This is a genomic window from Psychrobacter maritimus, assembly GCF_029953575.1.
Classification (GTDB): Bacteria; Pseudomonadota; Gammaproteobacteria; order Pseudomonadales; family Moraxellaceae; genus Psychrobacter; species Psychrobacter maritimus.
In genome coordinates this window covers 717,392-742,852 of sequence record NZ_CP124526.1, presented here as the reverse complement: position 1 = coordinate 742,852, position 25,461 = coordinate 717,392, and the positions used below count along the sequence as shown (strand labels likewise).

At 44.4% G+C, this 25,461-nt stretch carries 18 protein-coding genes, 2 tRNA genes, 1 other RNA gene and 2 pseudogenes; 16 read left to right on the top strand and 7 right to left on the bottom strand.

The window, feature by feature from the left end:
* Positions 1-32 precede the first annotated feature (32 nt).
* From QJS82_RS03170 to QJS82_RS03135, 8 genes and pseudogenes are all read left to right on the top strand, one after another.
* Positions 33-2,380, top strand: a pseudogene (locus tag QJS82_RS03170) (FdhF/YdeP family oxidoreductase).
* A gap of 34 nt (positions 2,381-2,414) precedes the next feature.
* A complete protein-coding gene (gene fdhD, locus QJS82_RS03165; protein ID WP_281491194.1) occupies positions 2,415-3,461 on the top strand; it encodes a formate dehydrogenase accessory sulfurtransferase FdhD in 1,047 nt (348 codons plus the stop codon).
* Positions 3,462-4,312: 851 nt separating this feature from the next.
* Positions 4,313-4,504 (top strand): hypothetical protein, encoded by a 192-nt coding sequence (locus QJS82_RS03160; RefSeq protein WP_281491193.1) that lies wholly within the window; start codon positions 4,313-4,315, stop codon positions 4,502-4,504.
* A 164-nt stretch (positions 4,505-4,668) separates the two neighbouring features.
* Positions 4,669-5,979 (top strand): sodium:solute symporter family transporter, encoded by a 1,311-nt coding sequence (locus QJS82_RS03155; protein WP_348651561.1) that lies wholly within the window; start codon positions 4,669-4,671, stop codon positions 5,977-5,979.
* A 155-nt stretch (positions 5,980-6,134) separates the two neighbouring features.
* A complete protein-coding gene (locus tag QJS82_RS03150) occupies positions 6,135-6,269 on the top strand; it encodes a putative transporter small subunit (protein WP_227670443.1) in 135 nt (44 codons plus the stop codon).
* A gap of 194 nt (positions 6,270-6,463) precedes the next feature.
* Positions 6,464-6,537: transfer RNA gene (locus QJS82_RS03145), tRNA-Cys, on the top strand.
* Between the two features lie 124 nt (positions 6,538-6,661).
* Positions 6,662-6,748, top strand: a tRNA-Leu gene (locus tag QJS82_RS03140).
* A 138-nt stretch (positions 6,749-6,886) separates the two neighbouring features.
* A complete protein-coding gene (locus QJS82_RS03135) occupies positions 6,887-8,101 on the top strand; it encodes an IS256 family transposase (protein WP_281491192.1) in 1,215 nt (404 codons plus the stop codon).
* 264 nt (positions 8,102-8,365) lie between these two features.
* On the opposite strand, the gene ssrA is transcribed toward QJS82_RS03135, so the two are convergent.
* The 4 genes from ssrA to prmB all read right to left on the bottom strand — a co-directional run bounded on the left by ssrA (position 8,366) and on the right by prmB (position 12,018).
* Positions 8,366-8,724: a transfer-messenger RNA gene (gene ssrA / locus QJS82_RS03130) on the bottom strand.
* A gap of 85 nt (positions 8,725-8,809) precedes the next feature.
* Positions 8,810-9,481, bottom strand: coding sequence for an alpha/beta hydrolase (locus tag QJS82_RS03125; RefSeq protein WP_201564794.1), 672 nt, complete (start codon positions 9,479-9,481; stop codon positions 8,810-8,812).
* A 189-nt stretch (positions 9,482-9,670) separates the two neighbouring features.
* Positions 9,671-10,774, bottom strand: a complete 1,104-nt coding sequence (aroC, locus tag QJS82_RS03120) for a chorismate synthase (RefSeq protein ID WP_281491191.1) — start codon at positions 10,772-10,774, stop codon at positions 9,671-9,673.
* A gap of 71 nt (positions 10,775-10,845) precedes the next feature.
* Positions 10,846-12,018 carry a 50S ribosomal protein L3 N(5)-glutamine methyltransferase gene (prmB, locus tag QJS82_RS03115; protein WP_281491190.1) on the bottom strand — a complete coding sequence of 391 codons (1,173 nt, stop codon included), beginning with the start codon at positions 12,016-12,018 and terminating at the stop codon, positions 10,846-10,848.
* A gap of 392 nt (positions 12,019-12,410) precedes the next feature.
* Between prmB and QJS82_RS03110 the strand changes: the two genes are divergently transcribed.
* The gene (locus QJS82_RS03110; RefSeq protein ID WP_201625547.1) at positions 12,411-13,847 is read left to right on the top strand and encodes a L,D-transpeptidase family protein; all 1,437 of its coding nucleotides are present in this window, start codon (positions 12,411-12,413) and stop codon (positions 13,845-13,847) included.
* A gap of 152 nt (positions 13,848-13,999) precedes the next feature.
* Positions 14,000-14,701: an IS1 family transposase gene (locus QJS82_RS03105; RefSeq protein ID WP_200662116.1), complete on the top strand. Its 702-nt coding sequence runs from the start codon at positions 14,000-14,002 to the stop codon at positions 14,699-14,701.
* A 167-nt stretch (positions 14,702-14,868) separates the two neighbouring features.
* On the opposite strand, the gene QJS82_RS03100 is transcribed toward QJS82_RS03105, so the two are convergent.
* A complete protein-coding gene (locus QJS82_RS03100; RefSeq protein ID WP_201619445.1) occupies positions 14,869-15,081 on the bottom strand; it encodes a hypothetical protein in 213 nt (70 codons plus the stop codon).
* 360 nt (positions 15,082-15,441) lie between these two features.
* Between QJS82_RS03100 and QJS82_RS03095 the strand changes: the two genes are divergently transcribed.
* The 5 genes and pseudogenes from QJS82_RS03095 (at position 15,442) to QJS82_RS03075 (ending at position 22,908) form a co-directional block, all read left to right on the top strand.
* Positions 15,442-17,217: a DUF389 domain-containing protein gene (locus tag QJS82_RS03095; RefSeq protein WP_281491189.1), complete on the top strand. Its 1,776-nt coding sequence runs from the start codon at positions 15,442-15,444 to the stop codon at positions 17,215-17,217.
* Between the two features lie 301 nt (positions 17,218-17,518).
* Positions 17,519-20,191, top strand: a complete 2,673-nt coding sequence (alaS, locus tag QJS82_RS03090) for an alanine--tRNA ligase (RefSeq protein WP_281491188.1) — start codon at positions 17,519-17,521, stop codon at positions 20,189-20,191.
* Positions 20,192-20,514: 323 nt separating this feature from the next.
* Entirely contained in the window at positions 20,515-21,801 is a 1,287-nt protein-coding gene (locus QJS82_RS03085; RefSeq protein WP_201619442.1) for an aspartate kinase, read from the top strand.
* A 394-nt stretch (positions 21,802-22,195) separates the two neighbouring features.
* Positions 22,196-22,363, top strand: a pseudogene (gene csrA / locus QJS82_RS03080) (carbon storage regulator CsrA); the annotation flags it as partial.
* A gap of 170 nt (positions 22,364-22,533) precedes the next feature.
* Positions 22,534-22,908 carry a HopJ type III effector protein gene (locus tag QJS82_RS03075; RefSeq protein ID WP_201564802.1) on the top strand — a complete coding sequence of 125 codons (375 nt, stop codon included), beginning with the start codon at positions 22,534-22,536 and terminating at the stop codon, positions 22,906-22,908.
* A 109-nt stretch (positions 22,909-23,017) separates the two neighbouring features.
* On the opposite strand, the gene QJS82_RS03070 is transcribed toward QJS82_RS03075, so the two are convergent.
* Positions 23,018-23,329 (bottom strand): YeaC family protein, encoded by a 312-nt coding sequence (locus QJS82_RS03070; RefSeq protein ID WP_201619441.1) that lies wholly within the window; start codon positions 23,327-23,329, stop codon positions 23,018-23,020.
* Between the two features lie 70 nt (positions 23,330-23,399).
* Complete coding sequence (locus QJS82_RS03065; RefSeq protein ID WP_281491658.1) at positions 23,400-24,305, bottom strand: NAD(+) kinase; 906 nt, start codon at positions 24,303-24,305, stop codon at positions 23,400-23,402.
* Positions 24,306-24,711: 406 nt separating this feature from the next.
* On the opposite strand from QJS82_RS03065, the gene QJS82_RS03060 reads away from it, so the two are divergent.
* Positions 24,712-25,434, top strand: a complete 723-nt coding sequence (locus tag QJS82_RS03060) for a Bax inhibitor-1/YccA family protein (protein ID WP_011280732.1) — start codon at positions 24,712-24,714, stop codon at positions 25,432-25,434.
* The last annotated feature ends 27 nt before the right edge of the window (positions 25,435-25,461 follow it).

The following is a 25,461-nucleotide window of genomic DNA, read 5'->3' as shown; positions in this document are numbered from 1 at the left end:
TTACTTATCGCCATTCGCTTATGAGGTCTGTCATGCGCAAAATCCCTGTTTATACCCATCCTGCTGCTGGTTGGCCAGCGCTGATCTCATCGACTCGTAAGCTGATGGATTACAAGGCGTTTATGCGCGGTAGTGTCAGCGTCTTACATAGCAATCAGCCTAAGGGCGGCTTCGACTGTCCGGGCTGTGCGTGGCCTGACCATAAGACCCATAAAGTTATCGATGTCTGTGAAAACGGTATCAAAGTCATTGCCAGTGAAACATGAACCAACGTGCAGATGCGGCGTTCTTTGCCAGACATAGCGTAACCGAACTGCAAAGTTGGTCAGGCTATGAGCTTGAGCATAGCGGACGCTTATCAGAGCCGTTATATTATGATGCAGCGCAAGATCGTTACGTCGCTATTTCTTGGCAAGCAGCTTATGAGCGTATCGCTGATGTCTTAAAAAATCTTGATTCACCAGATGAAGCCTTATTTTATACTTCAGGACGCGTGACCAACGAGCCAGCTTTTATGTTTCAGCTGTTTGTACGCTGTTTTGGCACCAATAATTTGCCAGATTGCTCCAATATGTGTCACGAGCCAACATCAGTGATGCTCGGCAAACAATTAGGCGTCGGTAAAGCCACCGTAGTTTTGGAAGATTTTGAGCAAGCAAAGTTGATTATGCTGTTTGGGCAAAATCCTGCCACCAATCATCCACGTATGCTTGAGATGCTAGCGCACGCTCATAAACAAGGCTGCCGTATTATCTCTATTAACCCGATGCGTGAGCAGGGTTTAAGCAAGTTTAGGAATCCACAAAAACCAACCCATATGGCTGCAGGACAAAGCGATGAGATGGTCGATGAGGTCATTCAAATTCAAATCGGTGGTGATGTCGCTTTATTGGCTGGTTTGGCTAAATGGCTGGTAGAAAACGATAAGATTGATAGTGAGTTTATTAGCACTCATACTTCAGGATTTGATGATTTAAAACAATGGCTGATCGCCCAATCTTGGACAGATATCGAGCTTGGCTCTGGTATTACGCAAGCAGACATCATCAACCTTGCCAAGCTCGTGGCAGACAGTCCTGCCACTATCTGTACGTGGGGCATGGGTATTACCCAACACGTACAGGGCGAAGATAATGTCGCCATGATTACCAATTTGCTGCTGCTGATGGGCATGATTGGTATCGATGGTGCAGGCGCCTCGCCCGTTCGTGGTCACTCCAATGTGCAAGGCGATCGCACCATGGGTATCCATGAGCGCCCTAAACAAAGCCTACTTGATAGCCTTGAGCGCGTGTTTCAGCGCCCTATGCCGCAAGAAGACGGGCTTGATGTCATTGCTGGAGCTAAAGCATTGATGCAAGGTAAACTTAAAGCCTTTATCAGTATGGGCGGTAATTATGCCGTTGCCGCACCCGATAAGAGTGCGATTCAAACCGCCTTAACCACTACTCAGCTTAATGTTTTTGTCGCTACCAAGCTCAATGAAACCATGCTATATCCGGGTACAAACAACTTAATCTTGCCTTGTATAGGGCGCACCGAACGCGTGATAACGGCTAAAGGCGAGCAGTTTGCGACGATTGAAGATTCTATGTGCCAGATTGTGCCCACACAAGGACGTCTAAAACCAATCAGTGATGATTTAAAGTCTGAAGCGCAAATTGTGGCTGATATGGCAACCTATGTGCTTGGGTCTGATTCGTCAATTCCATGGCAGACCATGGGTAGCGACTTCGATATCATCCGTAATTATATTGCCCGTGCTATTGACGGCTTTGAGAACTTTAATGAGCGTATCCGTGAAAGCGAGCGCGGTTTTCATTTATACCACCCAGCACGTCATCGCGTTTGGAATACCGATAGTGGTAAAGCCCAATTTGAAGTACCGCAATATCCGATTACTTATGTCGCCGCGCAAATGGCACAAACTAGCGCGGACTATCATAGCAATGGCAGGAGCGAAAATTCTAAAGATAAAAATATCGAAAAAAGTACTGAGCAAAAAGTATGGCAATTGACTAGCGTCCGTAGTCATGATCAATTTAATACCATGATTTTCGGGTTTAAAGACCGCTATCGCCAAACCAACCGCCGCGATGTGTTATTTATGCATCCCGATGAAATCAAGCGTTTAGGCTGGCAAAAAGGCGATAGCGTCATGGTATTGCGGCAAGACAGCAAGGATGAGCGGCGTACCTTGGGTCCTTTGATACTTACTGAGATGGACATCGCTGCCAACGCGGTGGCGACCTATTATCCTGAATGTAACGACCTTATTGACTTGGACAGTCATGCGCCTGACTCGAGGACACCTGCTTATAAGTCAGTTACTGTTGTTTTACAGCGCGTTAACGAAGGCAGTTTGGCAGCTACCGCTTAATAGCGCTTAATGTCCTACGATAATGGTTAAAATAATGGTCAATAAAAATAACTTAGCGACAGTAGATACTTTGGCAACAGATGCTGCTGAGGCGTCAATAGAGACCCAGACAGTGCCACTATCGCGGCTGCATTTGGCACAAAAACATCGTTATTTATCTACTAAAAACTCTACTTATGCAGCCAAAGAAATAGAGATTGATGATAAATCAGCAATGCTAGCAGTAGAGGCCGCCGTTGCAATTGTCATTAATGGTATCCATTATGCGATATTGATGGCAAGCCCCTATCAGCTTGAATATCTTGCCATTGGCTTTTTATACAGTGAAGGGCTGATTCATCATAGTCATGAATTATTAGATTGGGAAATAACGCAACTGACCGATATCGCAAGTTATCAGAGATTCAGCAATGACTTAACGGATGATTCGGCTACTGCAACGACTACTTTTGAGCAGTTTTCAGCGCAGCTGCAAGACTATGATGTGTATGTAGTAGAACTGGTATTAAATCAGCGCTGTCATCAGCGTATTCAAGCGCAAAAGCGGCAGCTAGCAGGACGTACAGGCTGCGGAATGTGTGGTATTACAGGACTTACGCAAGCACTTCCTGATTTAAGCAGTTATTCAGCGCCAAACTTAGAATCAGGCGAAAAACTATCAGCATCAACTACCCCTACTCTAAATTACCTATTGCAAGTACGACAAAATATTAACGCCGCCCAACACACGCATCAATTAACCGGTGCGGTACATGCCGCTGCCACCATGCAAGGCGCTGACTTATATCTATTCGAGGACATCGGACGCCATAATGCCCTCGATAAACTTATCGGTTGGCAATTACGCCACAAAGCAGAGCTGACATGCGTGGTGATGACCTCACGGCTGTCTATTGAGTTGGTGCAAAAAGCCATTCGTAGTCGCCTACCTTGGCTTGTCGGCATGTCTGCACCGACCAGCACTGCGGTACGGGTTGCTGAGCGCTATGGCTTGGGGCTGGCAGGATTTTTACGCGATGACCGAGTTACTTACTATACCAACACCACACCAACTGTCCAAACGCTTAAAACACCAGTCTAGAGCGGATTCTGCTGTTATATCTCTATAACTAAACATGCCAGATATTACTCCGCTACTATCCACTCCCATCACCCTTCCTGTGCAAGTTTTCACTTATCCATTCGATTAAGCTTTTTTAACTCCATCTTGCTCTAACCCTGATTACAGTTATTATTATAAATCTATTAGTTTGCCTTAACCATCCTTGACTCAGAAGTTTGAGGGAAAATTTGAGGTTAGAGACAGAATAGGTTACCCTTACCACACAAATATGTTACGAATATTTAACATAGCTGTATTTTTATTTATCAATGATAAGTAAATGAGCACCACAATCCCAATAAGATTTTACTTATCATCACGATAACGGATGATAGCTCACACGCAATAAATGAGTAAAACGCTACTCTACTTATTGCTTATCACAGCTGATATAAGCTGTCTACATTTAGCACAAGCCATACAGTTCTGGCTTAGTGCTTATCCGTAATTTCGCTATGGTCGCTTACTATGTAAGCCTCGTGTAGCGTATCGCTACTATCGACGATGCCGTATTTGACCGCGTAATGGTTTATCCATTAGCAGACGCTAATTGAGAGTTGCCGCTGTTATTTTTCATACAAGCTTATCGTCGATATTTTTTATTAAATATTTTAATAGCCTGTGGCCAATGAAAAATTAATACACCCTCTGACCTTAGCATTTGGTTTTTATAACCATTTATTTTATTGCGTATTGCTCGTTGCTAATTGTACGCACGGGCAAAATTGTATGCGCGTGGCAAATAGGCTGAACGCGCGTTTTTATATTTTCGCCAGTTTGTAAGTTTTACTTTAAAGCGAACTATTATTCTATTAAAACAATTGCGAGGTATGAATTTGAAAACTGAGTCATTGTTCCAATTTTCATCGTTAACCATTCTTTTATTATTGCTAGCATTTTATGGTGGCACGTATTTACTGTCTTTATTAATCAAAAAAGACAAGGAGACAACTTCAGGATTTATGGTCGCCGGTCACAGTGTTGGCTTCGGCATGGGCGCAGCCAGTATGACCGCCACATAGATTTGGGCGGCATCGTTTTATGCAGCCGCTACTTCCGGTTATAAATACGGCGTCTCAGGACCGATACATTACGGTTTTTGGGGTGCTTTGATGATTTTGTTCATCTACCCTTTTGGTATGCGCTTTCGTGAACTTGCCCAAATGGCCATACCTTAGGTGAACTCATCCACGCCCGCCACGGCTCATCAAGCCAATTAATTTTAGCCATATCCAATATTATGGGGAGCTTAATTAGCTTGATGGTCAACTTCACCGCTGCTGGTGCTTTGGTATCCGTACTGTCACCCTTATCGTTTCAGACGGGCGTCATCATCGCAGGCGTTGGGGTGCTCAGCTATACGTTAACCTCAGGATTCCGAGCCTCCGTCTTTACCGACTTTGCGCAACTGGTCGCCTTGATGGCCATTGGTGTCATCATTATCCCAGCGGTACTATTTTCCATGGGTGGTCCGTCGGTCATGGTCAGCGGACTGTCGAATTTAACCTTTGAGCAGCAAGACTTCTTTTCCTCTGAAGCGTTCTTTCAGCAAGGTGCGCCATATTTTGTCGCCGTATTGGCTTATGCCATCGGCAATCAAACCATTACCCAGCGCCTATTTGCTATTGATAAAACTAAAATTAAAGCGACCTTTATCACTGCCACGGTCGGTTATGCCGTTATCGTCATTGGGCTTGGTATGATTGGACTCATGGCATTAACCATAGGTATCGAGCCACTTGATGGCAATATGAATAACTTAATTCCGCAAATGGTCAGTACTTATTTGCATCCGGTCTTTAACGCATTATTCTTTATTTTAGTGATAGGTTCGCTGTCCTCAACCGCTGACTCAGACTTATCAGCGTTATCAACGATTATGATGGCGGATGTCTATGGCAAAAACCTTGCCAAGGGGCGCGTTAAACCAAAAACTATGATGCTTGTCGGTCGCGGAACCATGATTGTCGCCACGGCAGCGGGATTGATTTCTGCCAGCTTTAAGCTTGATATATTGGTAATGTTGGTCTTCGTTGGGGCGTTATGGGGTGCGATCGTTTTCCCAGTGATTGCCAGTGTGTTCTGGAATCGCGTCACCAATGTCGCCTTTACCTCAGCGGTCATCGTTGGGCTGTTATTATTCTGCGTTGCGCGCTTTGAGCTGATACCAATTACCGGCTTCACCACCTTATTCTTTGAGATATTGGCCAGTGTCGGTGCCGCAGTGGTTATTGGCCTTATGGTCTTTGGCTTTCTAGGTCGTAAAATCGGCATGGCAGCAGCCGCTATCACGCTGGTGCTGATGTTAATCTTCGCCACTGGCTTCCTACGCCAGTACATGGTCTTACTCGCCTCACTGACCGCTTACGGCGCAAGTACCATCGTCTGTGTGATTATCAGCCTAATGGGTGACGAGCATTTTGACTTTGACCTCATTAAACAGCGGGTTGGCGACTATGATAAAAAGCCGCCAGTACAACCGCTAGCAAAATCTTAAATAAGATTAATATTATCAAGTAATGGTCGGTCATTAACTGGCTAGCCATTATTAGAAGCCAGCAAAGCAAAGTAAAAATCAACAGCAACAGCAACAGCAACAGCAACAGCAACAGCAACAGCAACAGCAACAAACACTAAATATAAGGAGCTATCATGGACAACGTCTTTATCTATGGATTATATATCCTCATTTGGCCAGCGATTACGCTGGGTGTACTGATATTAATTTGTACCGCAACCTATCGCGATATCAAAAAAGCGCAATATAATAATAAAGATATCGTTTAGCACACGGTATTAGACGATGTATTTTATAAAGCCATCATGTAGCAAAGGCTTAGTGATGGCTTCATTTAGTCTAACAATACTTCGAATAAGCGTTAATTTATGGGCAAATAACCACAACTGAGCAGATAAGTGGCATTTAATTAAAAAATGACTTGTAATTTAAATTATTTTTGCTAATATAGGCATCCTTGATTGGCTGGGTGGCAGAGTGGTCATGCAGCGGACTGCAACTCCGTTAACGCCGGTTCGATTCCGACCTCAGCCTCCAATTATTTAGGTTAAAAATATTATAAATATTACGTTAATTTTAGCTTGCTTTATTAACATAAATGCTTATAATAGCGACCACTATCTAACAAGTAGAAAGCTTACTTTTAGATAATACAAGTTTTGCCCGGGTGGTGAAATTGGTAGACACAAGGGATTTAAAATCCCTCGCTAGTAATAGCGTGCCGGTTCAAGTCCGGCTCCGGGTACCATTACATTAAAAGGCTTCCAAGCAATTGGAAGCCTTTTTCTTATGGTGTCGTTTTTTCATTAAATTAATAATTCCCTCGTTTAGAGCCTTTCCCAAAAACTGTGTAACTGCTTATAATCCCCTAACCGGAGAATAAGCAATGACTACTCAATCTGACCTTAAAAAACTGGCTGAGCAAATGGCTGGTAGCATGAAAAGCTTCGATGACATCAAAGACTTCCAAAAGCAGCTCATGCAATCCTTTATCGATACTGCCTTAGAGGCTGAGATGGAAGACCATCTCGGCTACCCCAAACATGAAAAGGCGGATAAACCTAATAAGCGTAACGGGCACACTAAAAAGAGAGTCCACAGTGACACAGGCGATCTTGAGATATCCACCCCAAGAGACCGCGGTGGCAGCTTTGAGCCTGTACTCGTTAGTAAGCATCAAACCCGTATCTCAGGTCTCGATGATAAAATCATATTCCTTTACGCCAAGGGTCAAACCACCACCGAGATTGTAGAGAGCATTAAAGAGCTCTACGATGTCGACATCTCAAGCTCTCTTATCTCAAGAGTCACCGATAATATATTAGAGGACATCACCGCTTGGCAGAACAGGCCGCTGAGCAGTGTTTATCCTATCGTCTATTTGGACTGCATCGTCGTTAAGGTACGCCAAGACAAGCAGATCATCAACAAGGCGATCTATCTGGCGCTAGGCGTGGGACTTGATGGTAAAAAAGAGCTGCTTGGTATGTGGCTCTCAGAGAATGAGGGCGCTAAGTTCTGGATGGGTGTTCTCACTGAATTACAAAACCGCGGGGTACAAGATATACTCATTGCCTGTGTCGATGGTCTAAAGGGCTTCCCTGATGCCATCAATACCGTTTATCCCAAAGCCAAGGTTCAGCTGTGTATCGTGCATATGGTGCGCTATTCGATGAAGTTTGTACCTTGGACAGATAAGAAGGCAATAGCGGCTGATTTAAAAGCCATCTACGGCGCTGATACGCTTGAGATAGCAGAGGCCAATCTTGAACACTTTGATGAGACTTGGGGCAAGGAGTATCCGCATGTCATCAAGTCTTGGCGTAATAACTGGGAGGGCTTAACGGTGTTCTTTGAGTATCCGAAAGATATCAGAAAAGCCATCTATACCACCAATGCGATAGAGTCGCTAAACAGTGTGATTCGGACAGCGGTGAATAAGCGTAAGGTGTTCCCGTCTGATCAGGCAGCATTCAAAGTGGTGTACTTAGCCACCCAGCAGGCATCCAAAAAGTGGTCGATGCCAATCCGTAACTGGACGTCTGCTCTTAATCGCTTTATGATTATGTTTGATGACCGTATCAGTAAGCATTTAATCTAAATGGCAGTTACACAGAATCTGGGATGGTCTCCTCGTTGTTTGCTCTCGATAGCCTTATCGCTTGGCTGTAGCTTATTGATGACAGTATGAGTTAAGGGCATTGGACTATCCTTTGTTGGTATTGAGCATGTGTATAAACTCTAATACCAACAATAATACCAACATTCTATATAGGACGCTATACCCCTACATAACTCCCAATACCTGAAAAACGCCCAAAATAAAGGGCTAACGGTCTATGACGGTCAGCCCTTTATCAATGTTTGGTGGAGATGGCGGGAGTTGAACCCGCGTCCGCCAGCATTACGCTCATGAATCTACATGTTTAGTTTCTGTCTTTAGTTTTAATCCGCACCGATCCGACAGTCAGGATGGATTGGACGATTCTCTACTTTTGAACCCAAGCGATTGAGACAATCACTTGTGGCGAGCCTACATGCGGACGCTTCAACTTAGTTGACCAACTGTAGGTGATCAGCAACCAAGTAAGCAGGGTTTAAGCTGCTAGAGCGTAAGTTTCGTCGTTTGCGACTATAACAATATATGTTTGATTAACGAGAGGACATACACTCTCGACATGCATCATTGAGTTTCATCACCAGCGTCGAAGCCAGAACATCCCCAAGAAGACTGACTATTATATAGGACTTAGCCATAGACTTTCAACCTATAAGCAGTCCGTATTACATTAAGTTACAGCTTAAGGTGCTAAGCCAAAACTTTATTCATCCATTTACCGATATTTTGAATCTGCGGCATGCAAACTTGATGCGCCATCGGATAGGTATGATAAACGACACTGTAGCCTTTCGCTGATAACAACTCCTGTGCCTGCTCACCTAAAACCACAGGAACAACAGGGTCGTGCGTACCATGCTCTATCAATATCGGCATGTCTTTATTAGCCTCACTATAGTCAATATTGTCATTGGTCGCAAGATACGTAGACAGTGCCATCAATCCTGCTAAGCGCTGTGGATAGCCGAGCGCCACATGATACGCGACTGCCCCGCCCTGCGAAAATCCAGCAATGACAATATGTTCAGGTTTAACACCGCGCTCGATTTCACGAGCAATCAAGTCATGGATTTGCTGTGAGGACTCTTCAATCTGCGCGATATCGACTTTGCGCTCAAGGCTCATCTCTAATATATCATACCATGCGGGCATGACCATACCGCCATTGACCGTCACTGGTCGATTAGGCGCATGGGGAAAGATAAAACGTACGGCCATGTCATCCGCAAGACCTAACTGTGGCACTACTGGCTCAAAGTCATGACCGCTAGCACCCAAGCCATGCAGCCAAATCACGGCTCTGTCTATCTTTTTTTGTGAGGGATTATGTTCAACAATAACGGCATCTAAATAGTTACTCATGTTTTAAGTTCCTTCAACTGATAAATAAAACGAGATTTGTTTGTTTGATTAAGCAAGACGTAGAATATTTAAATTAGAATATATAACCTGAATCATTACAGTTTTAAGCATGCATAAAAAAACCCTCTAACGTATCTAATAGAACAGCAGTAGATGCGGCAAAGGGCAAATAAGTGTATGGCAGAAAATCTAAGTAATCGATTGGACTGGTTGCTTAATATCCGCATTTTGACCACGATGACGCAGATAATGATCAAGCAATACAATCGCTAACATCGCTTCTGCAATGGGTGTTGCTCGCACACCTACGCAAGGGTCATGACGACCTTTAGTCAGCATCTCAATCGCTTCCCCCTCTGTATTGATACTCTTGCCAGCCGTGGTAATACTAGAGGTGGGCTTCAATGCAATACTGACACGGATATCTTGTCCTGACGAGATACCGCCCAAGATGCCGCCTGCATGATTAGCCGTAAAACCATCGGGGGTCATCTCATCACGAGCGCTATGTCCAAACTGCCCTGCCACCGCCATACCATCACCGACCTCAACGCCTTTAACGGCATTGATACTCATCATCGCGTGGGCAATATCTGCATCTAAGCGGTCAAATACCGGCTCACCCAGTCCGACAGGCACACCACTGGCGATAATCTCCAAACGTGCTCCGCAGCTCGTTCCTTCACGGCGCAAGCTGTCTATCAAGACTTCAAAGCGGCTGACCGCGTCTTTATCCGCACAAAAGAACGGATTGCTATTGACGAAATCCCAGTCGATTCGACTAGGGTCTAGCACTTGACTGTATTCCGAGCCAATTTGGGTAACATGCCCGCGCACTTGCACGCCTAAGCGCTGATACAAGTATTTCTTAGCGATAGCACCTGCCGCCACACGCATAGCCGTTTCACGCGCAGATGAACGCCCGCCGCCGCGATAATCGCGAAAGCCGTATTTCATACTATAGGTATAATCGGCATGACCGGGGCGAAAAGTATCTTTTATCTCACTATAATCTTTTGATTTTTGATTGGTGTTACGAATCAAAAGCCCAATAGATGTGCCCGTCGTTTTACCTTCAAAGACGCCGGAGATAATTTCAACTTCATCAGATTCACGGCGCTGGGTCGAGTATTTAGACGTCCCAGGTTTACGGCGATCCAAATCTACCTGCAAATCTGCTTCACATAATTCTAAACCTGGTGGCACGCCATCGACGATAGCCATCAGGCCTGCACCATGCGACTCACCGCACGTCGTTACGGTGAAAACCTGTCCAATACTATTGCCAGCCATATCTATCCTTAAACAAATGAAGTCGATTTTTAATTGCTGTTTTTTAATTTAGTGTCAATGTCAAACTTACTTTATTGATTGCTATCCAATAACTGCACATAAGCGCCAAATAATTGACGATGAGTCATAAGCTCATCATAAGTCATGGCAAAAATACCGTGACCGCCGTGAGCAAATCTTAACCAATCAAACTGAATCTCAGGATAAGCCTGTTTTAATGCCCACTCACTATCGCCCACTTCACAGACGAGCAACCCTTCAGGGCTTAAATAATCTGGCGCTTCAAACAAAATACGATGTACCAAGTCTAGGCCGTCTTGACCGGCTGCGAGCGCATGTTCTGGCTCATATAAAAACTCAGGGGGTAAATCTGCCATGATAGCGGCATCGACATACGGAGGATTGGTGACAATCAGCTCGTATTGATGTTCAGCAGGAATCTTAGCAAATAAGTCAGATTCAATCACATTGACTTGATGACCTAAGTCGTGATGATCGACGTTGACCATCGCGACTTCCAGCGCCCCTTTATCGATATCGACAGCATCAACCAATGCATCGACAAAACGTGTGGCAAGTGCAATAGCAATACAGCCAGAACCGGTGCATAAATCTAAAATACGCTCGGGCTGTGATAGCTGTTTAATCTCTAAGCCATGATCATAAAAAGCTGGCGCTTGATTATTGACACTAACGCCTATCGGTTTTGCAAGCTCACTCACTTCAAAGTACGGATGGAACTGCTGACGAATCAGCTCAGCGATAGGCGAGCGTGGAATTAGAACGCGCTCATCGACATAAAAAGGCAAGTCACAGAAATACGATAAATTAATCAAATAGCTTAATGGCTTACGCTCAGCGATGCGCTCTTCTAATAAGCTCAGTACCTGCTGCTTCTCTGATGTGGTCAGGCGGCAATCCAAAATCTGATCATTGGCAGCCCAATCTAAAGATAAAGAATGCAACACAATAGCAGAGGCTTCAGCGAACTCATCTGTCGTTCCTTGAGCGACCACCACATCATAATTGCGTAGCTGGGTGACAGCAAAACGAATAAAGTCACGGATACTGACCAGCTGCTCACGCGCCTCTTCAAGCTCTGCATGCAGGTTGGCAAACTCATCGTGCTCACCGAGCATACCGGTCTCTAAATCATACTCCGGCTCATTATCCAAGCCTTGCGACTCATCATCAAAGTACTGATTTTGAAACTCTTCTGCGCTCATGGTTTGGTCTTCTGACATATCGCACCTTACTGATTTACATGCTTACTAACTACATGCGTATGGGTTAAATCGCTTTTAATTAGCAGCTGATTTATTAAATAAAAACTCGTCACCCATTATAGACGCAAACGTCATGATGCGCCAATAACTGTGTATTGTACTGACTGGGTTTTTTACGGCAAAGCAAAACTGCCTATCTACTTGCTTACCGACTAATATAGTTAAATTTAGCAAGTTTAGGTATTTGGGCAAATGAGATTGAGCATTAGGATAATATTTGACTATAAAGTAGAAAATTAGCCATTGTAGCAATAATTAACGGCAACCCTATAGCCAGCATGACTAAATTATTTCCCAACTGTAGTGAATACGTCAACAGTTGACGTTTAGCAAGCACTAAACGAAAAAAGATGTGTCAAAAGTTTGCGAAGCATCCAAATTATGCGCATAATAGCGCCATTAGTTATAACCATAAGTATGCCAATATGATGAAAATGAAGCCTCTTATTACCGCCATCTCAATTGCTATCGTTAGTGCCAGTGTCAGCGCTGTTGCCGCACCTGCCGACACGACGCGCACCTTACCAGTACGCAAAGCTGACTCAATGCCTAGCATCGCTAAGAAAGTGAGCTTGGATGTGCAAGAAAGCCGTAGCAGCTCAATTGATGCTCGTACTACTGTGCAGCCAACTGTCAATCAAGCGAATAAAGCCAAGCCAGCTGACCGTATGACTCAGCTGATTGACTCAAAGCAAGAAGCTGAAGCCAATTCAGCAGCGGTTAGCGCTGATAATATGACCGTGGAAGAACTGTCTCTTAAAGATGTGCAGTCTGATAGCACTGACGATATCAGCGAAGGTCAAGCCGTTGCTGCCCCTTCTACATCGACCGCTGATAGCGCAAATGACCCTGCGATTAAGAGCATCGAAGATATCGACGGTAAAAAGCATACCACACTGAATTTATCTAATTATGCCAAACAAGTAAACGGTGCCACATGGACACCGAATATGAAAGTCAACTCGGCAATGACCATCAAAATGCAGGCGCTATTGGATTGGAACCACGCCTCTCCTGGTGCTATTGATGGCGGCTGGGGCATGAACAGTAAAAAAGCACTTATTAACTTTCAAACCATGAAAGGCTTGCCAGCAACGGGTAAAATGGACCAAAAAACGTGGGATGCTTTAAATAAAAATATCCCAGCCAATAAGCCGGTACTCGTGACTTATACCATCACTGAAGATGATGTGAATACTAACTTTGCTAACATGCCTGCAGGCTCAGAAGCCAAGTCAAAAATGAAAGGCTTATATTATCAAGACATTAAAGAGATGTTTGGTGAGCGCTTCCATATGGATGTGCGCTATTTAGATAAGCTGAATAAAAACAAGCAATATAAAGCGGGCGAAACTATTACTGTTTTGAATACCCGTGCGCCGCTTAAGCAGCGTATCAACCGTGTGGTTGCCAATAAAGCTGATAAGACCTTATACGCTTATAACGATGATAAGCTGGTTGCCACTTATCCAACCACCATTGGTAGTGACGCGACGCCATCACCGCAAGGTTCGTTTAAAATCATTAACAAGGTAAAAATGCCTTGGTATAAAGCAACCGTTGGTAAGGGTGCCGATAAAAAAATCCATATGCTACCACCAGGCCCAAACAGCCCTGTCGGTGTTGTATGGATGGGCTTATCGAAACCCTCATATGGTATCCATGGCTCACCAAAGCCTGAAGGCATCAGCCGTCAAGCCTCGGCAGGCTGTGTACGTCTGACTAACTGGGATGTGCTAGAGGTTTATGCCAATATCGAAAATGGCGCAACCGTTGAGCTCAAATAGTTAGCAGTTAATGCAAATGAATAAAAAAGACCTTGATGCGTAATCAAGGTCTTTTTTTGTTTAAAACAATACAAAATCTGGTGGTGTATCAGAAAGTATGCTGAGGTAATAAAGGAGAGTGACAGCCGAGGCAAGATGATATATTTGAGGTTATGAAGACACAAATAGATATCAACTGCCCCGACTGTCACAGTCCCAGTTTAAAGAAAAATGGCAAAAAAAGCTATGGCAAGCAAAACTACCAATGCAAAGCCTGCAAGCGTCAGTTCATTGGTGATCATGCCTTAACTTATAACGGCTGTCACTCTAGAATAGAAGATAAAATACGGCTAATGACAGTGAGAGGCTGTGGCATTAGAGACATTGCTATTATAGCCTCAGTTAGCATTGGTAAAGTGCTAAGCACCATAAGCTCATCCGTATATAAGATTGCGCCTAAGCAGAGCTACTATGAACGCTTAGAAGTTGATGAGTTCTGGACTTACGTGTATCGCAAGAAACGTAAAGTCTGGCTTATTTATGCTTATGACCGTGATACGGGTGAGATTGTCGCTTATGTCTGGGGCAAACGTGATTTGAGAACGGCTAAGAAGCTAAGAGCACGTCTAAAGCAGCTCAAAGTCAGCTATGACTCTATTAGTATGGACAATTGGGATAGCTTTATAACGGCTTTTAAACCAGATCATAAGCGAGTTGGCAAACAGCATACGGTAGGTATAGAAGGTAATAACTGTCGCTTGAGACACCGATTACGTCGAGCGGTTAGAAAGACTTGTTGCTTCTCAAAAAAGCTTGATAATCACTTTAAAGTATTCGATCTGGTGTTCTTTTATGTCAATTATGGCTACGTCTGATGCCAGCATACTTTTTAGAACACCACCCAAAATCTTAATACAAATTACAAGCTAATAAAAAACAGCCCCTTTATTAAGGGCTATTTTTTACTTTATACACAGTCAAAAACTAAGCATTATTTATTCTTATTATTGATAGCTTTTTGAAATCGATTGCTTTTAAGAAATTACGCTTTATAACCATCTTCTTTACCAGTGATGCTACCGACTTTTTTGGTAAAGATGAGTGCGGCAGGAATAGACGCCAGAAAACCTGCTGCTACCGCTATTTGAATATGCGGAATCTCATTAAAACCCGTGACCAATGCGCCAATCATAAATACGCCGATGGTAACGGTTGCGGCTATCGAATAGATGACAGAGAATAGTGGCCAGTTCATGATATATTCCTCATTTATTGTGTGGGTATAACACCTTTATACACTAAATCCACACAAAAAGTAAGTGTTTTCTTATAGACCCGCAGCCCATTCATAGCAAGTGATTCATATTGAAAGCCATATTATAATTGTTGATTTGCGCTATGCACTTTCAATAAGGAGAAAAGCAGTGTATTGGCTGTTTTTATCTGCTCAACTTCTCTGTACCTCTCATCCTTGAGTCGCAAAAAGTTCATACGCTATGATGCATTTATCATTACAATAGTGGGTTTCCTGTACTCTTACATGCACTTTGCCAGTTGCATTTGCATCTGCTAGTTTGCACTCTTCTATCCTTACTCATTAGCTAAGCTTGCTTCTATGACCTCATCTAATACTGACCCTACTAACAGTTCACTGCCTGTCGATAAATCCCAAAACGATTTTGAATCTAAAGTCGTCAATAACATTAATGATGACATTGATGACAACATTGCTGAACCAGCAGCACAGGATGCGGCTGTTGAAAATGTTGATGCCGACAATAACAGCGATAAAGAAGTTGCTAAAGAGTCGGCAGCGGCGCAAGCACCAGAAGCGAAGATAAAGATGGAAACCGTTGCGCCTGATGTGGTGGTTGCCTCATTAGAAACTCCTGACACAGACTCTCAAGCCGTGAATGATCATACAGAGTCTGATTTTCTAAGCACCGAGGAAGATTTTTTTCAGGACGATGCCGATGCAGAAGTAAGCGTAGAAGCTGATGAAACGGATTTTAGTCAACAGCATTCAAACGATGCACAAGCTCATGAGCTGACAGATGAAGAAAGCTTCCCAGAAAACATGGAAGAAAAAGAAGCGCTCAATCAGGAACAAGTGGCTGTTCCTACGACTAAACCTCAAGCAATGAACGATGAGAAAAACATCAACAAAAATGAGCCGCCAATTAATAAAAAGCAAAACAGTACTCAAACCGCTGCTAATGTTTTAGAAGAAGATGAGGTTAGCGATGATAACCATAAGAGCGATGAAGAAGACAATGAAGAAGGCGAAGAGGTAAAAGAAAAAAAGGAAGCCAAACTTGAATCTTATAAGCAGTTTGTCGCTGAACAGTTTAGTAATAAAAAAGTAGACTATCCAGAAGTGCGCGTTAGGATTGAGGCCAATGCGCTGCCGAGCAAAATGTATTTCATCATGAATATCCTCTCGGCTATTATCGCAAGCTATGGACTGGTGACCAACTCAGCTGCGGTGGTCATTGGTGCGATGTTGGTCGCCATGATGTTGGGTCCTATCACTGGGGTGGCATTAGCGATTATCGACCATCGTATGCCGCTACTACGTAAGTCACTTATTACCGTGTTTCTAGGCATCTCTTTGGTGGTATTGGTGGGCTTTATCGTCGGCTGGTTACACAAAGACCAACCGCTAACGGCAGAGATACTATCGCGCACGCAGCCGACGTCGATGGATTTGATGATTGCCCTTGCTGGTGGTACGGCTGGTGCTTATGCCATGGTTTCTCCGCATCTGTCGGTGGCAGTGGTTGGCGTCGCGGTGGCGACAGCATTGGTGCCGCCCCTTGCTGCCAGTGGTATTTTATTTGCCAATGGCGAGCTTCAGCTTGGGTTTGGCGCACTCTTGCTGGCTATGACTAACATCCTTGCCATTCAATTTACCAATGCGCTGGTATTATGGGTTTTGGGCTTTCGCCGTTTGGTTAAAGACGATTATAAGTCCAACACCTATCTGACTTTTTTGCAGCGTAATGCGGTGACATTATTGTTATTGGGCGGATTAGGAACTTATTTGACCATTAATCTACAAACCAACGCCAAACAGCAGGTGTTTGAAAGCAGCGTCAAAGAGACGATTAATAGCTACTTTAGTGATAAAGGCAATGTGCTGACCAATACGCAGTTTGATAAAAGCGACACCAATCAAGTCGTGCGCGCGGTGATTCGCGGCGAAACAACGCCCAGCTCCTACGATGTCCGTCAAATCGAAGCGATTATCAGCCAAGATATGGCCGATAATTTCCCTGACTATCTACCGATTCGCTTGCAGCTACGCTATATGCCTGTACAGGTGATTGAGTCGCATCCACTCATTCAAGATAAGCTTGATAAAACCGATGTGACTATACTAACCAACTGATTTATTTAACCGGCAATTCATTTAACCGGCTATTTATTTAACTGACTAATTGACCCTAGTCGGTTAATGCAATAACGATAATGCGACAATCTTTCTATAAAACCTAAAGTATTTATTCAATATATAGCGATTTAATAAGAGCAGATGTTCAATGCAAGCGCCTGCTTAATAACGAAACTTAAGCCGTATTTACCCGGTGTTTGCTTATGAATCTTCAACACCCTTGGCACGTTTGTGCTAAAATCGCTTGCAAAATTATTTTACTTATTTTACTCAATACATCCGTCAGTAAGGAGCCGCTGTGAGCCAGCCATTTCGCTCAGCCGATATTCGTCAAGCTTTTATCGATTTTTTCATAAGCAAGCAGCACACCCCCGTCGCCTCGTCGAGCTTGATTCCGTACAATGACCCGACATTACTATTCACCAATGCCGGCATGAATCAGTTTAAAGAAACCTTTTTGGGCATGGAGCCGCGTGACTATACGCGTGCCGTGAGCTCACAAAAATGCGTACGTGCCGGCGGTAAACACAACGATTTGGATAATGTTGGTTATACGGCGCGCCATCATACGTTTTTTGAGATGCTGGGTAATTTCTCTTTTGGCGATTATTTTAAGCAAGCTGGTATTGCTTATATTTGGGAGTTTTTAACCTCAGATGAATGGTTGGCAATCGAGAAAGACCGCTTGTATGTGACCATTTATGCAACCGATGATGAAGCCTTTGATATTTGGCATAAAGACATCGGCATCCCAAGCGAGCGTATTATCCGTATTGGTGATAATAAAGGCGCGCCTTACGCCTCTGATAACTTTTGGACGATGGGTGATACCGGTCCATGCGGTCCTTGTACCGAAGTGTTTTATGACCATGGCGCTGATATCGAAGGTGGTTTGCCGGGTACGCCTGAAGAAGATGGCGACCGTTATATTGAGATTTGGAACTGTGTCTTTATGCAGTTTAACCGCCAAAAAGACGGTACTATGCTGCCGCTACCAGCCCCAAGCGTCGATACCGGCATGGGTCTTGAGCGTATCAGTGCCATTATGCAAGGCGTGCATGGCAACTACGAGATAGATTTATTTGTCCATCTAATGGATGCGGCGGCTGAGATTTTAGGTATTGAAAACGAGCAACAATCTTCCTTAAAAGTTATCGCCGATCATATCCGTGCCGTGGCATTTTTGATTGCTGATGGCGTCACCCCAAGTAATGAAGGTCGCGGTTATGTACTGCGCCGCGTTATTCGCCGTGCCGTACGTCACGGTAATAAGCTTGGTGCCGATAGCGACTTCTTTTATAAAATGGTTGCGCCGCTTGTCGCTGAGATGGGCAGCGCCTATCCTGAGTTAAAAGATAAGCAAAGCGTCATCGAAAGTGCCATTCAAAAAGAAGAAGCCCAATTTGCTAAAACCCTAGCACAAGGTTTACGCTTGCTTGCTAGTGAGCTTGAAGGCTTGCAAGATGGTGATACGCTCTCTGGCGAGGCGGCATTTAAGCTATATGATACTTACGGCTTCCCCGTTGACTTAACCGCTGATATCACCCGTGAGCGCGGTATTGTGATTGATGAAGCGGAGTTTGATGAGCACATGCAAGCACAGCGTGAACGGGCGCGTGATGCCGGCAAATTTGATGTCGATTACAGCAGCGTTATCCAAGTAGAAAACCCAACCACCTTTATCGGTTATGAGCAGCTTGAAGAAGATGGTGTGATTATTCATGCCCTTTATCAAGATGGCAATCCAGCCGAGAGCTTAGCTGAGGGCATGGAAGGCGTTGTTGTCCTTGACCGTACACCGTTTTATGCTGAAGGTGGTGGTCAGGTTGGTGAGCTGGGCGAAATTCGCAGCGCAACCGGTGTTTTTGAAGTGCAAGACACCAAAAAATCTGGGCAAGCTATTATTCATTATGGCGTGGTTACCATGGGCGAGATTAACGCCCAGCAAACAGCCGATGCGCAAGTATTATCAAGCATTCGTGCTGCTAGTGCCAAAAACCACTCGGCCACGCATCTATTGCATGCCGCGCTAAGACAAGTATTGGGTAATGAAGTCACACAAAAAGGCTCATTGGTTTCAAGCGAAGTATTACGTTTTGACTTCTCCTATGACAAACCCGTTAGCGCTGCTGAAATCAGCCGTATCGAACGCCTTGTCAATGAGCAAATCCAAGCCAATACCCCTGCCCGTATCGAGCACATGTCTATCGATGAAGCGATGAAGCAAGGTGCGATGGCGTTATTTGGTGAAAAATATGGTAACGACGTGCGAGTCTTGACCATGGGAACCGACAGTATCGTTGATGGTCAGCGTCAGCCCTTCTCTATTGAGCTGTGCGGCGGCTTGCATGTGCAACGTACCGGTGATATTGGTCTGTTAAAAATCACCAGCGAATCCGGTATTGCTGCTGGCATCCGCCGTATTGAAGCGGTCACCGGTATGAATGCCATTAAAAACATTCAGCAAAGTGAGCAACAACTCAGCGAGCTTGCCAGCCAGCTAAAAGTCAAACGTCCTGAAGTAGCACAGCGTGTGCGTACCATGGCCGATAAGCAGCGCGATTTGGAAAAACAGCTCGAACGTTTAGAGCAAAAAATCGCCAGCGCCCAAGCCGCTAATTTGCTTGATGACGTGCAAACCATTGCTGGTACACCGGTGCTTATCAGTACTTTAAGCGGCGTTGATGGTAAATCCATCCGTACCCTGATGGACGATATCAAATCAAAACTTCCTGATAGCGTGATTGTATTGATTGGTGATAAAGATGAGCAATTGGCATTAGCCGCTAGTGTGGCAAAATCTGTTACCGCTAAAGTAAAAGCCGGTGATATCATTCGTCATTTGGCAGGTGAGCTGGGTGGTAAAGGTGGCGGTAAGCCTGACTATGCCCAAGGCGGCGCACCAAAAGCTGCCAACACCAGCGCGGTTATCAATGCGCTACCTGCGTGGATTGCAGAGCAGCTTGGTTAAGTATTAAGCTGAGGATAATAGGCGATTGGTTATAACGGTTATAACCAATCGCCATACATCTAATGCTTGCTAGCACTTAAAGTTATGCCGCTAATATGGTATAAAGTACCACGCTTAGATGCAGGTCAGCATATCTAGTCACTAGCTATAAATAGTAAAACAGCAGAGCGTAAAACATCAGAAAGTAAAATACAGGGCGCAGTTTTTATAATTCGGCTTTATCGTTATTAAAATGAATCTAGCACTGTCGTTGTAAACAGCGCCATGATGGATTGATGTCGATAAGTAACAGATGGCCATTGGTGAATAATAGGTAGATTTTTATGGCGTTAATAGTACAAAAATACGGCGGCACCTCGATGGGCAGTATCGACCGCATCAAAAATGTCGCCAAACGAGTCAAACGCTGGCATGACAACGGTCATCAAGTGATTGTGGTGGTGTCTGCCATGAGCGGCGAAACCAACCGTTTGATCGATTTAGCACGCCAAATCAGCAGCCAACCTGACCCACGCGAATACGACCAAATGGTCTCAACGGGCGAACAAGTCTCTATCTCTTTACTTGCGATGGCGATTAAAGAGTTGGGGGTTGGCGCACGTTCATTCACCGGTCGCCAAGTCGCCATTAAAACCGATAGCGCCCATAATAAAGCGCGTATCGAGAGCATCGATGATAAAAACATCCGTGAGCAACTAGATGCGGGCAACGTCGTTATCGTCGCAGGCTTCCAAGGTATCGATGAAGAAGGCAATGCAACGACATTAGGTCGCGGCGGCTCTGATACCACAGGTGTTGCCATTGCAGCAGCCTTGGGCGCTGATGAATGCCAAATCTATACTGATGTCGATGGCGTTTATACCACCGACCCACGCGTCACCTCAAAAGCCAAAAAACTTGAAAAGATTACCTTTGAAGAAATGCTTGAGATGGCAAGCCTTGGCTCCAAGATTTTACAGATTCGCTCAGTAGAGTTCGCTGGCAAATACGGCGTGCCTCTGCGCGTATTATCTAGCTTTGATGAAAACAACGATGGTAGCTTCGACCAAGACTTTCAAGACAATGTCGGCACCCTAATTACGATAGACGAAGGAGACAACATGGAACAGGCAATCATCTCAGGTATCGCTTTTAATCGCGACGAAGCAAAAATAGTCGTGCGCGGTGTGCCTGATCACCCTGGTATCGCCTCTGCCATCCTAAGCCCTATCGGTCGCGCCAACATCGAAATCGATATGATTGTCCAAAACCTATCGACCAACGGCACGACTGACTTCACCTTTACCGTCAACCGTACTGACATGGATAAAACCATGAAAGTGCTAGAAGATGAAGTGAAAGATGAGATTGGTGCCAAAGAGATATTGGCCAACAACGAAGTGGTTAAAGTGTCATTGGTCGGTGTTGGTATGCGCTCGCATGCTGGTGTTGCAAGCCTGATGTTCCAAACCTTGGCTGAAAATAATATTAATATCCAAATGATATCGACCAGTGAAATCAAAGTGTCTGTACTTATCCAAGAGCAGCATTTAGAAAAAGCGGTCAAATCATTGCACACGGCCTTTGGGCTTGACCGTGAAGACGGTGACAGCAAAATTGCTGGGTTATAATATTTAATGGCTAGCGTTTATACATTGTAAGCATCAGCACTTTAATAAAAACCAAAGCGGGTCACATACTTATTAAGCAAATAACGATTGATTATTTTTAGCAAATTTTAATTAAATAGAGTCTTATTAGGCTCTATTTTCTTTTATTACTATTGCTAAGGTAAGTATATACCTAATAGTTTTGTGAAAACCCGTGACAGTATCTGTTATGCCCCCTATAATGGGGCTTTCATTTGGGCTAAATGAATCTACCTATCATTACCGCTATTGGCACCACCTTAAGCATTGTTTTTATGATGAATACCTTGCTTATTTAGTGCTGCGGTGATGTCCTGTAATTGAGACGCAATCTGATGAGTAATAATCTGTTGATGCGACATAAGGAGTGTGACGCATGTTAATTTTGACACGCCGCGTGGGCGAAACGCTAATGATTGGCGACGAGGTCAGTGTGACTGTCCTAGGTGTCAAGGGCAATCAAGTACGAATCGGTGTGAATGCACCTAAAGATATTGCCGTACACCGTGAAGAGATTTATCAGCGTATCCAGCATGAGCGTACGGTACAGTCGCAAATGCAACATCTTGAACAAGGCAGCTTTGCGCCTTCATTCGATGATGAAGACTATTTCAATCGCTAAATGGTTCGCTTACTATCTAACTATCAATAATTATTGGGCATAAATTAAGCACCCTATTTTTGCTTTCTAATCTGCTCTGAGGTCATGTATTTATGAGTATCCGCCAATCAGATGTATCGGCTCTACTTAATGGTTTGAATAAAAAAGCCATTGGATTCAATGATGTCATCAGCTTTATTGATGATTTTTATCGCTATGCACCGGCGCCTTTTGTGAATGGCTTGATCCATAATGCTGCTGGCGAAAACGAAGGCAGCGCCAAGATTTTTGGCTTTGCTAAGCATCATGGCTTAAATCAATTAGACACCCTAAAGCTGTTCGGTGAGCATTATGCCAAGGTTCAAGCGACTCCAAAGGGTACCGACCATGCCAATATCCGCAATTTCTTACATTGGGGTTGGCAAGGGTTTTTGATGGAAAAAAACCCATTAACGCCGCGTCCAAGTGTTGATACCAGCGCGCTATAGTGATGTAGCTATGTAGTGATGCCATATTGATACATAAAAAAGCCACGCTATCATCATAGCGTGGCTTTTTTATGTGCATTATTTTTTATCCGAAAATTTCGATGTTAGTCTATTTATTGCGAAATTTGACCGGCTGCACTGCACCTTTAGGATTGGGCATATTGGGATAATGATGCTCGTGTTCAACATCACATTCAGCGCCCACAATAGAGCCATCGTCTTTTACAGGTTTATGGATATAACCGGTACGCTCGGCTGGCGGCAGATGCTCATGCTCCCAAACCATCACCGCTTGCATACAAGTTTCGCGCTGCTCAGGCGTGAGCTTACGACCATCTGGCCACTTACCTATCTCAATCGCCAAACGGAATTGATCGACCACTTCGGGGGTGACACTTGCTAATATCGTTTGTTTGTCCATCGTACCTACTCTCCACTACTATATTTTATATAAAAAGCCTTATCAGACAGACTTTTTATCATCGATGCGCTTATTCTTCTATAATATCATCATCAACATCCATACTGAACTCTTCGGCATGGACGTTCCAGTGCAACTTGGTGCGGCAGGCCTCATAGAAATCAAACCCAGGTGGATGTAACAAGGTCAGCTTATCAGGGTGCTTGCGAATATACAGGCGTTGCTCTTGATCAAGCGGTATGCTGGGCTTGCCATCGGCGCTCACCTGCGGCTGGGTGCGATTGTCCTCATGGATACGAATACAAATCTCACTCGTCCCACTCACCACAATCGGGCGACTAGACAAGGTGTGCGGGTGCATCGGCACCAAACAAATCGCATCCATACTCGGGTGAATGATAGGACCACCACCAGAGAGTGCATAAGCCGTCGAACCCGTTGGCGTTGCGACAATAAGCCCATCACTATGCTGGCGGTAAACATCATGACCATCAATTTTCATCTGAAAATCAATCATGTGCACCGATTTACCCGCATGTAATACCACATCGTTAAGCGCCATATCTTCATGAATAATCTTGCGACCTTCACGAATCTCCATGGTGAGCAAAAACCTATGGTCTAACTGATAATCGCCCATCAATACTTGGCGTAATTTAAAAGCGGCTTCATCAGGCTTTACATCGGCCAAAAAGCCAAGGCGACCACGGTTGACCCCCAGTACAGGGACACGGTAGCGTGCCAGTGCTTCAGCGGCATGCAATATCGAGCCATCACCACCGACCACGATGACCAAGTCACAAATCTCGCCAATTAAACTGCGTTTAACGATTTTGACGCGCTCAATCTCAGTCAGGTTTAACGTCGGTAAATTGGCCGTTTGTACATCCATAATCAATGTCAAATTCATATCATTGATGGTTTGGGCAATCTGCACCAAACTTTGGGTCACACTACGTTTTCCCGCGCGGCCCATCAGACCGATACGCCTGAAAGCAGGATTTTTGATAGCGTGGAACAGCTCTGATTCATGTAAGTGCGGCAATCGGGCGGACTGCGCTGAGTTTTCCATAAAACGACTCGGCATAACGGTAAAGTACAGGGCAATGATAGCGAGAAAACAGCGCTTAGACTAGCATGTTTATCAATTATCGTTGTTAACTGTCGTAATTGACCCCATATATCTTCTATCATACGCCACTTTTAGGCGTGTTTGTTTAGCTACTCACTATCGCACCCTATTTCTATATACATGGGCGAATCACCGGCGTAATAGTCGCTGAGAGCCTTGTATGCTGTCACGCAAACACAGTTGACAATAATAGCGGTTTTGCTAAAGTAGCTGGCATCTCAGTTATTTATATTTTATTAAGGACATTTTTATGGCCAATCCTATTGTCAGTCGTGCAGAGCTTGCCGTTGGCGGCGCGCCGATGACGGTTAAGGGCGTGATTCAAAAAACCAGTCTATTGCTTGGCTTATCGGCGATTACTGGTATTGGATTTTTCTTTTATGCGTTAATGGCAGGCCTATCACAAGGTTTTATCACCATGGCGGCTTTTGGTAGTATGTTTGCCGCTTTTGGTCTTGCTATTTTTATCACTTTTAAACCGCAAAAAGCCAAAACCTTTGCCGTACCTTATGCTTTATTAGAAGGTATCTTTTTAGGTGGCATCTCGCTATTCTTTATGCGCATGTACCCAAGCGTGCCAGTTACTGCGATGTGTGCGACCTTTGTCACCGCAGCTGTGATGCTAGGGCTATATCGCTCAGGTCTGGTTAAAGTGACTGAAAAATTCCGCTCAATCGTCACCTCAGCATTGATTGCTATCATGCTTGTCTATGTGGCGCAGTGGGTACTGTCTTTAGCGTTCGGTTCGAGCTTACCCTTCTTATTTGAAGGTGGCGCTATCGCTATCGGCTTTAGCTTATTCGTGATTGTTATCGCCTCTTTTACCCTGTTATTAGACTTTGATAATATTGATCGCGGTGTGGCGATGGGCGTATCTGAAGACTACGAATGGTTATTTAGTATTGGTATCCTTGCCACGCTGGTGTGGATGTATATCGAATTTATGCGTCTGCTAAGCTATCTACAAGACTAAGCTAAACCTTGTTTAGTAGTTATTTAA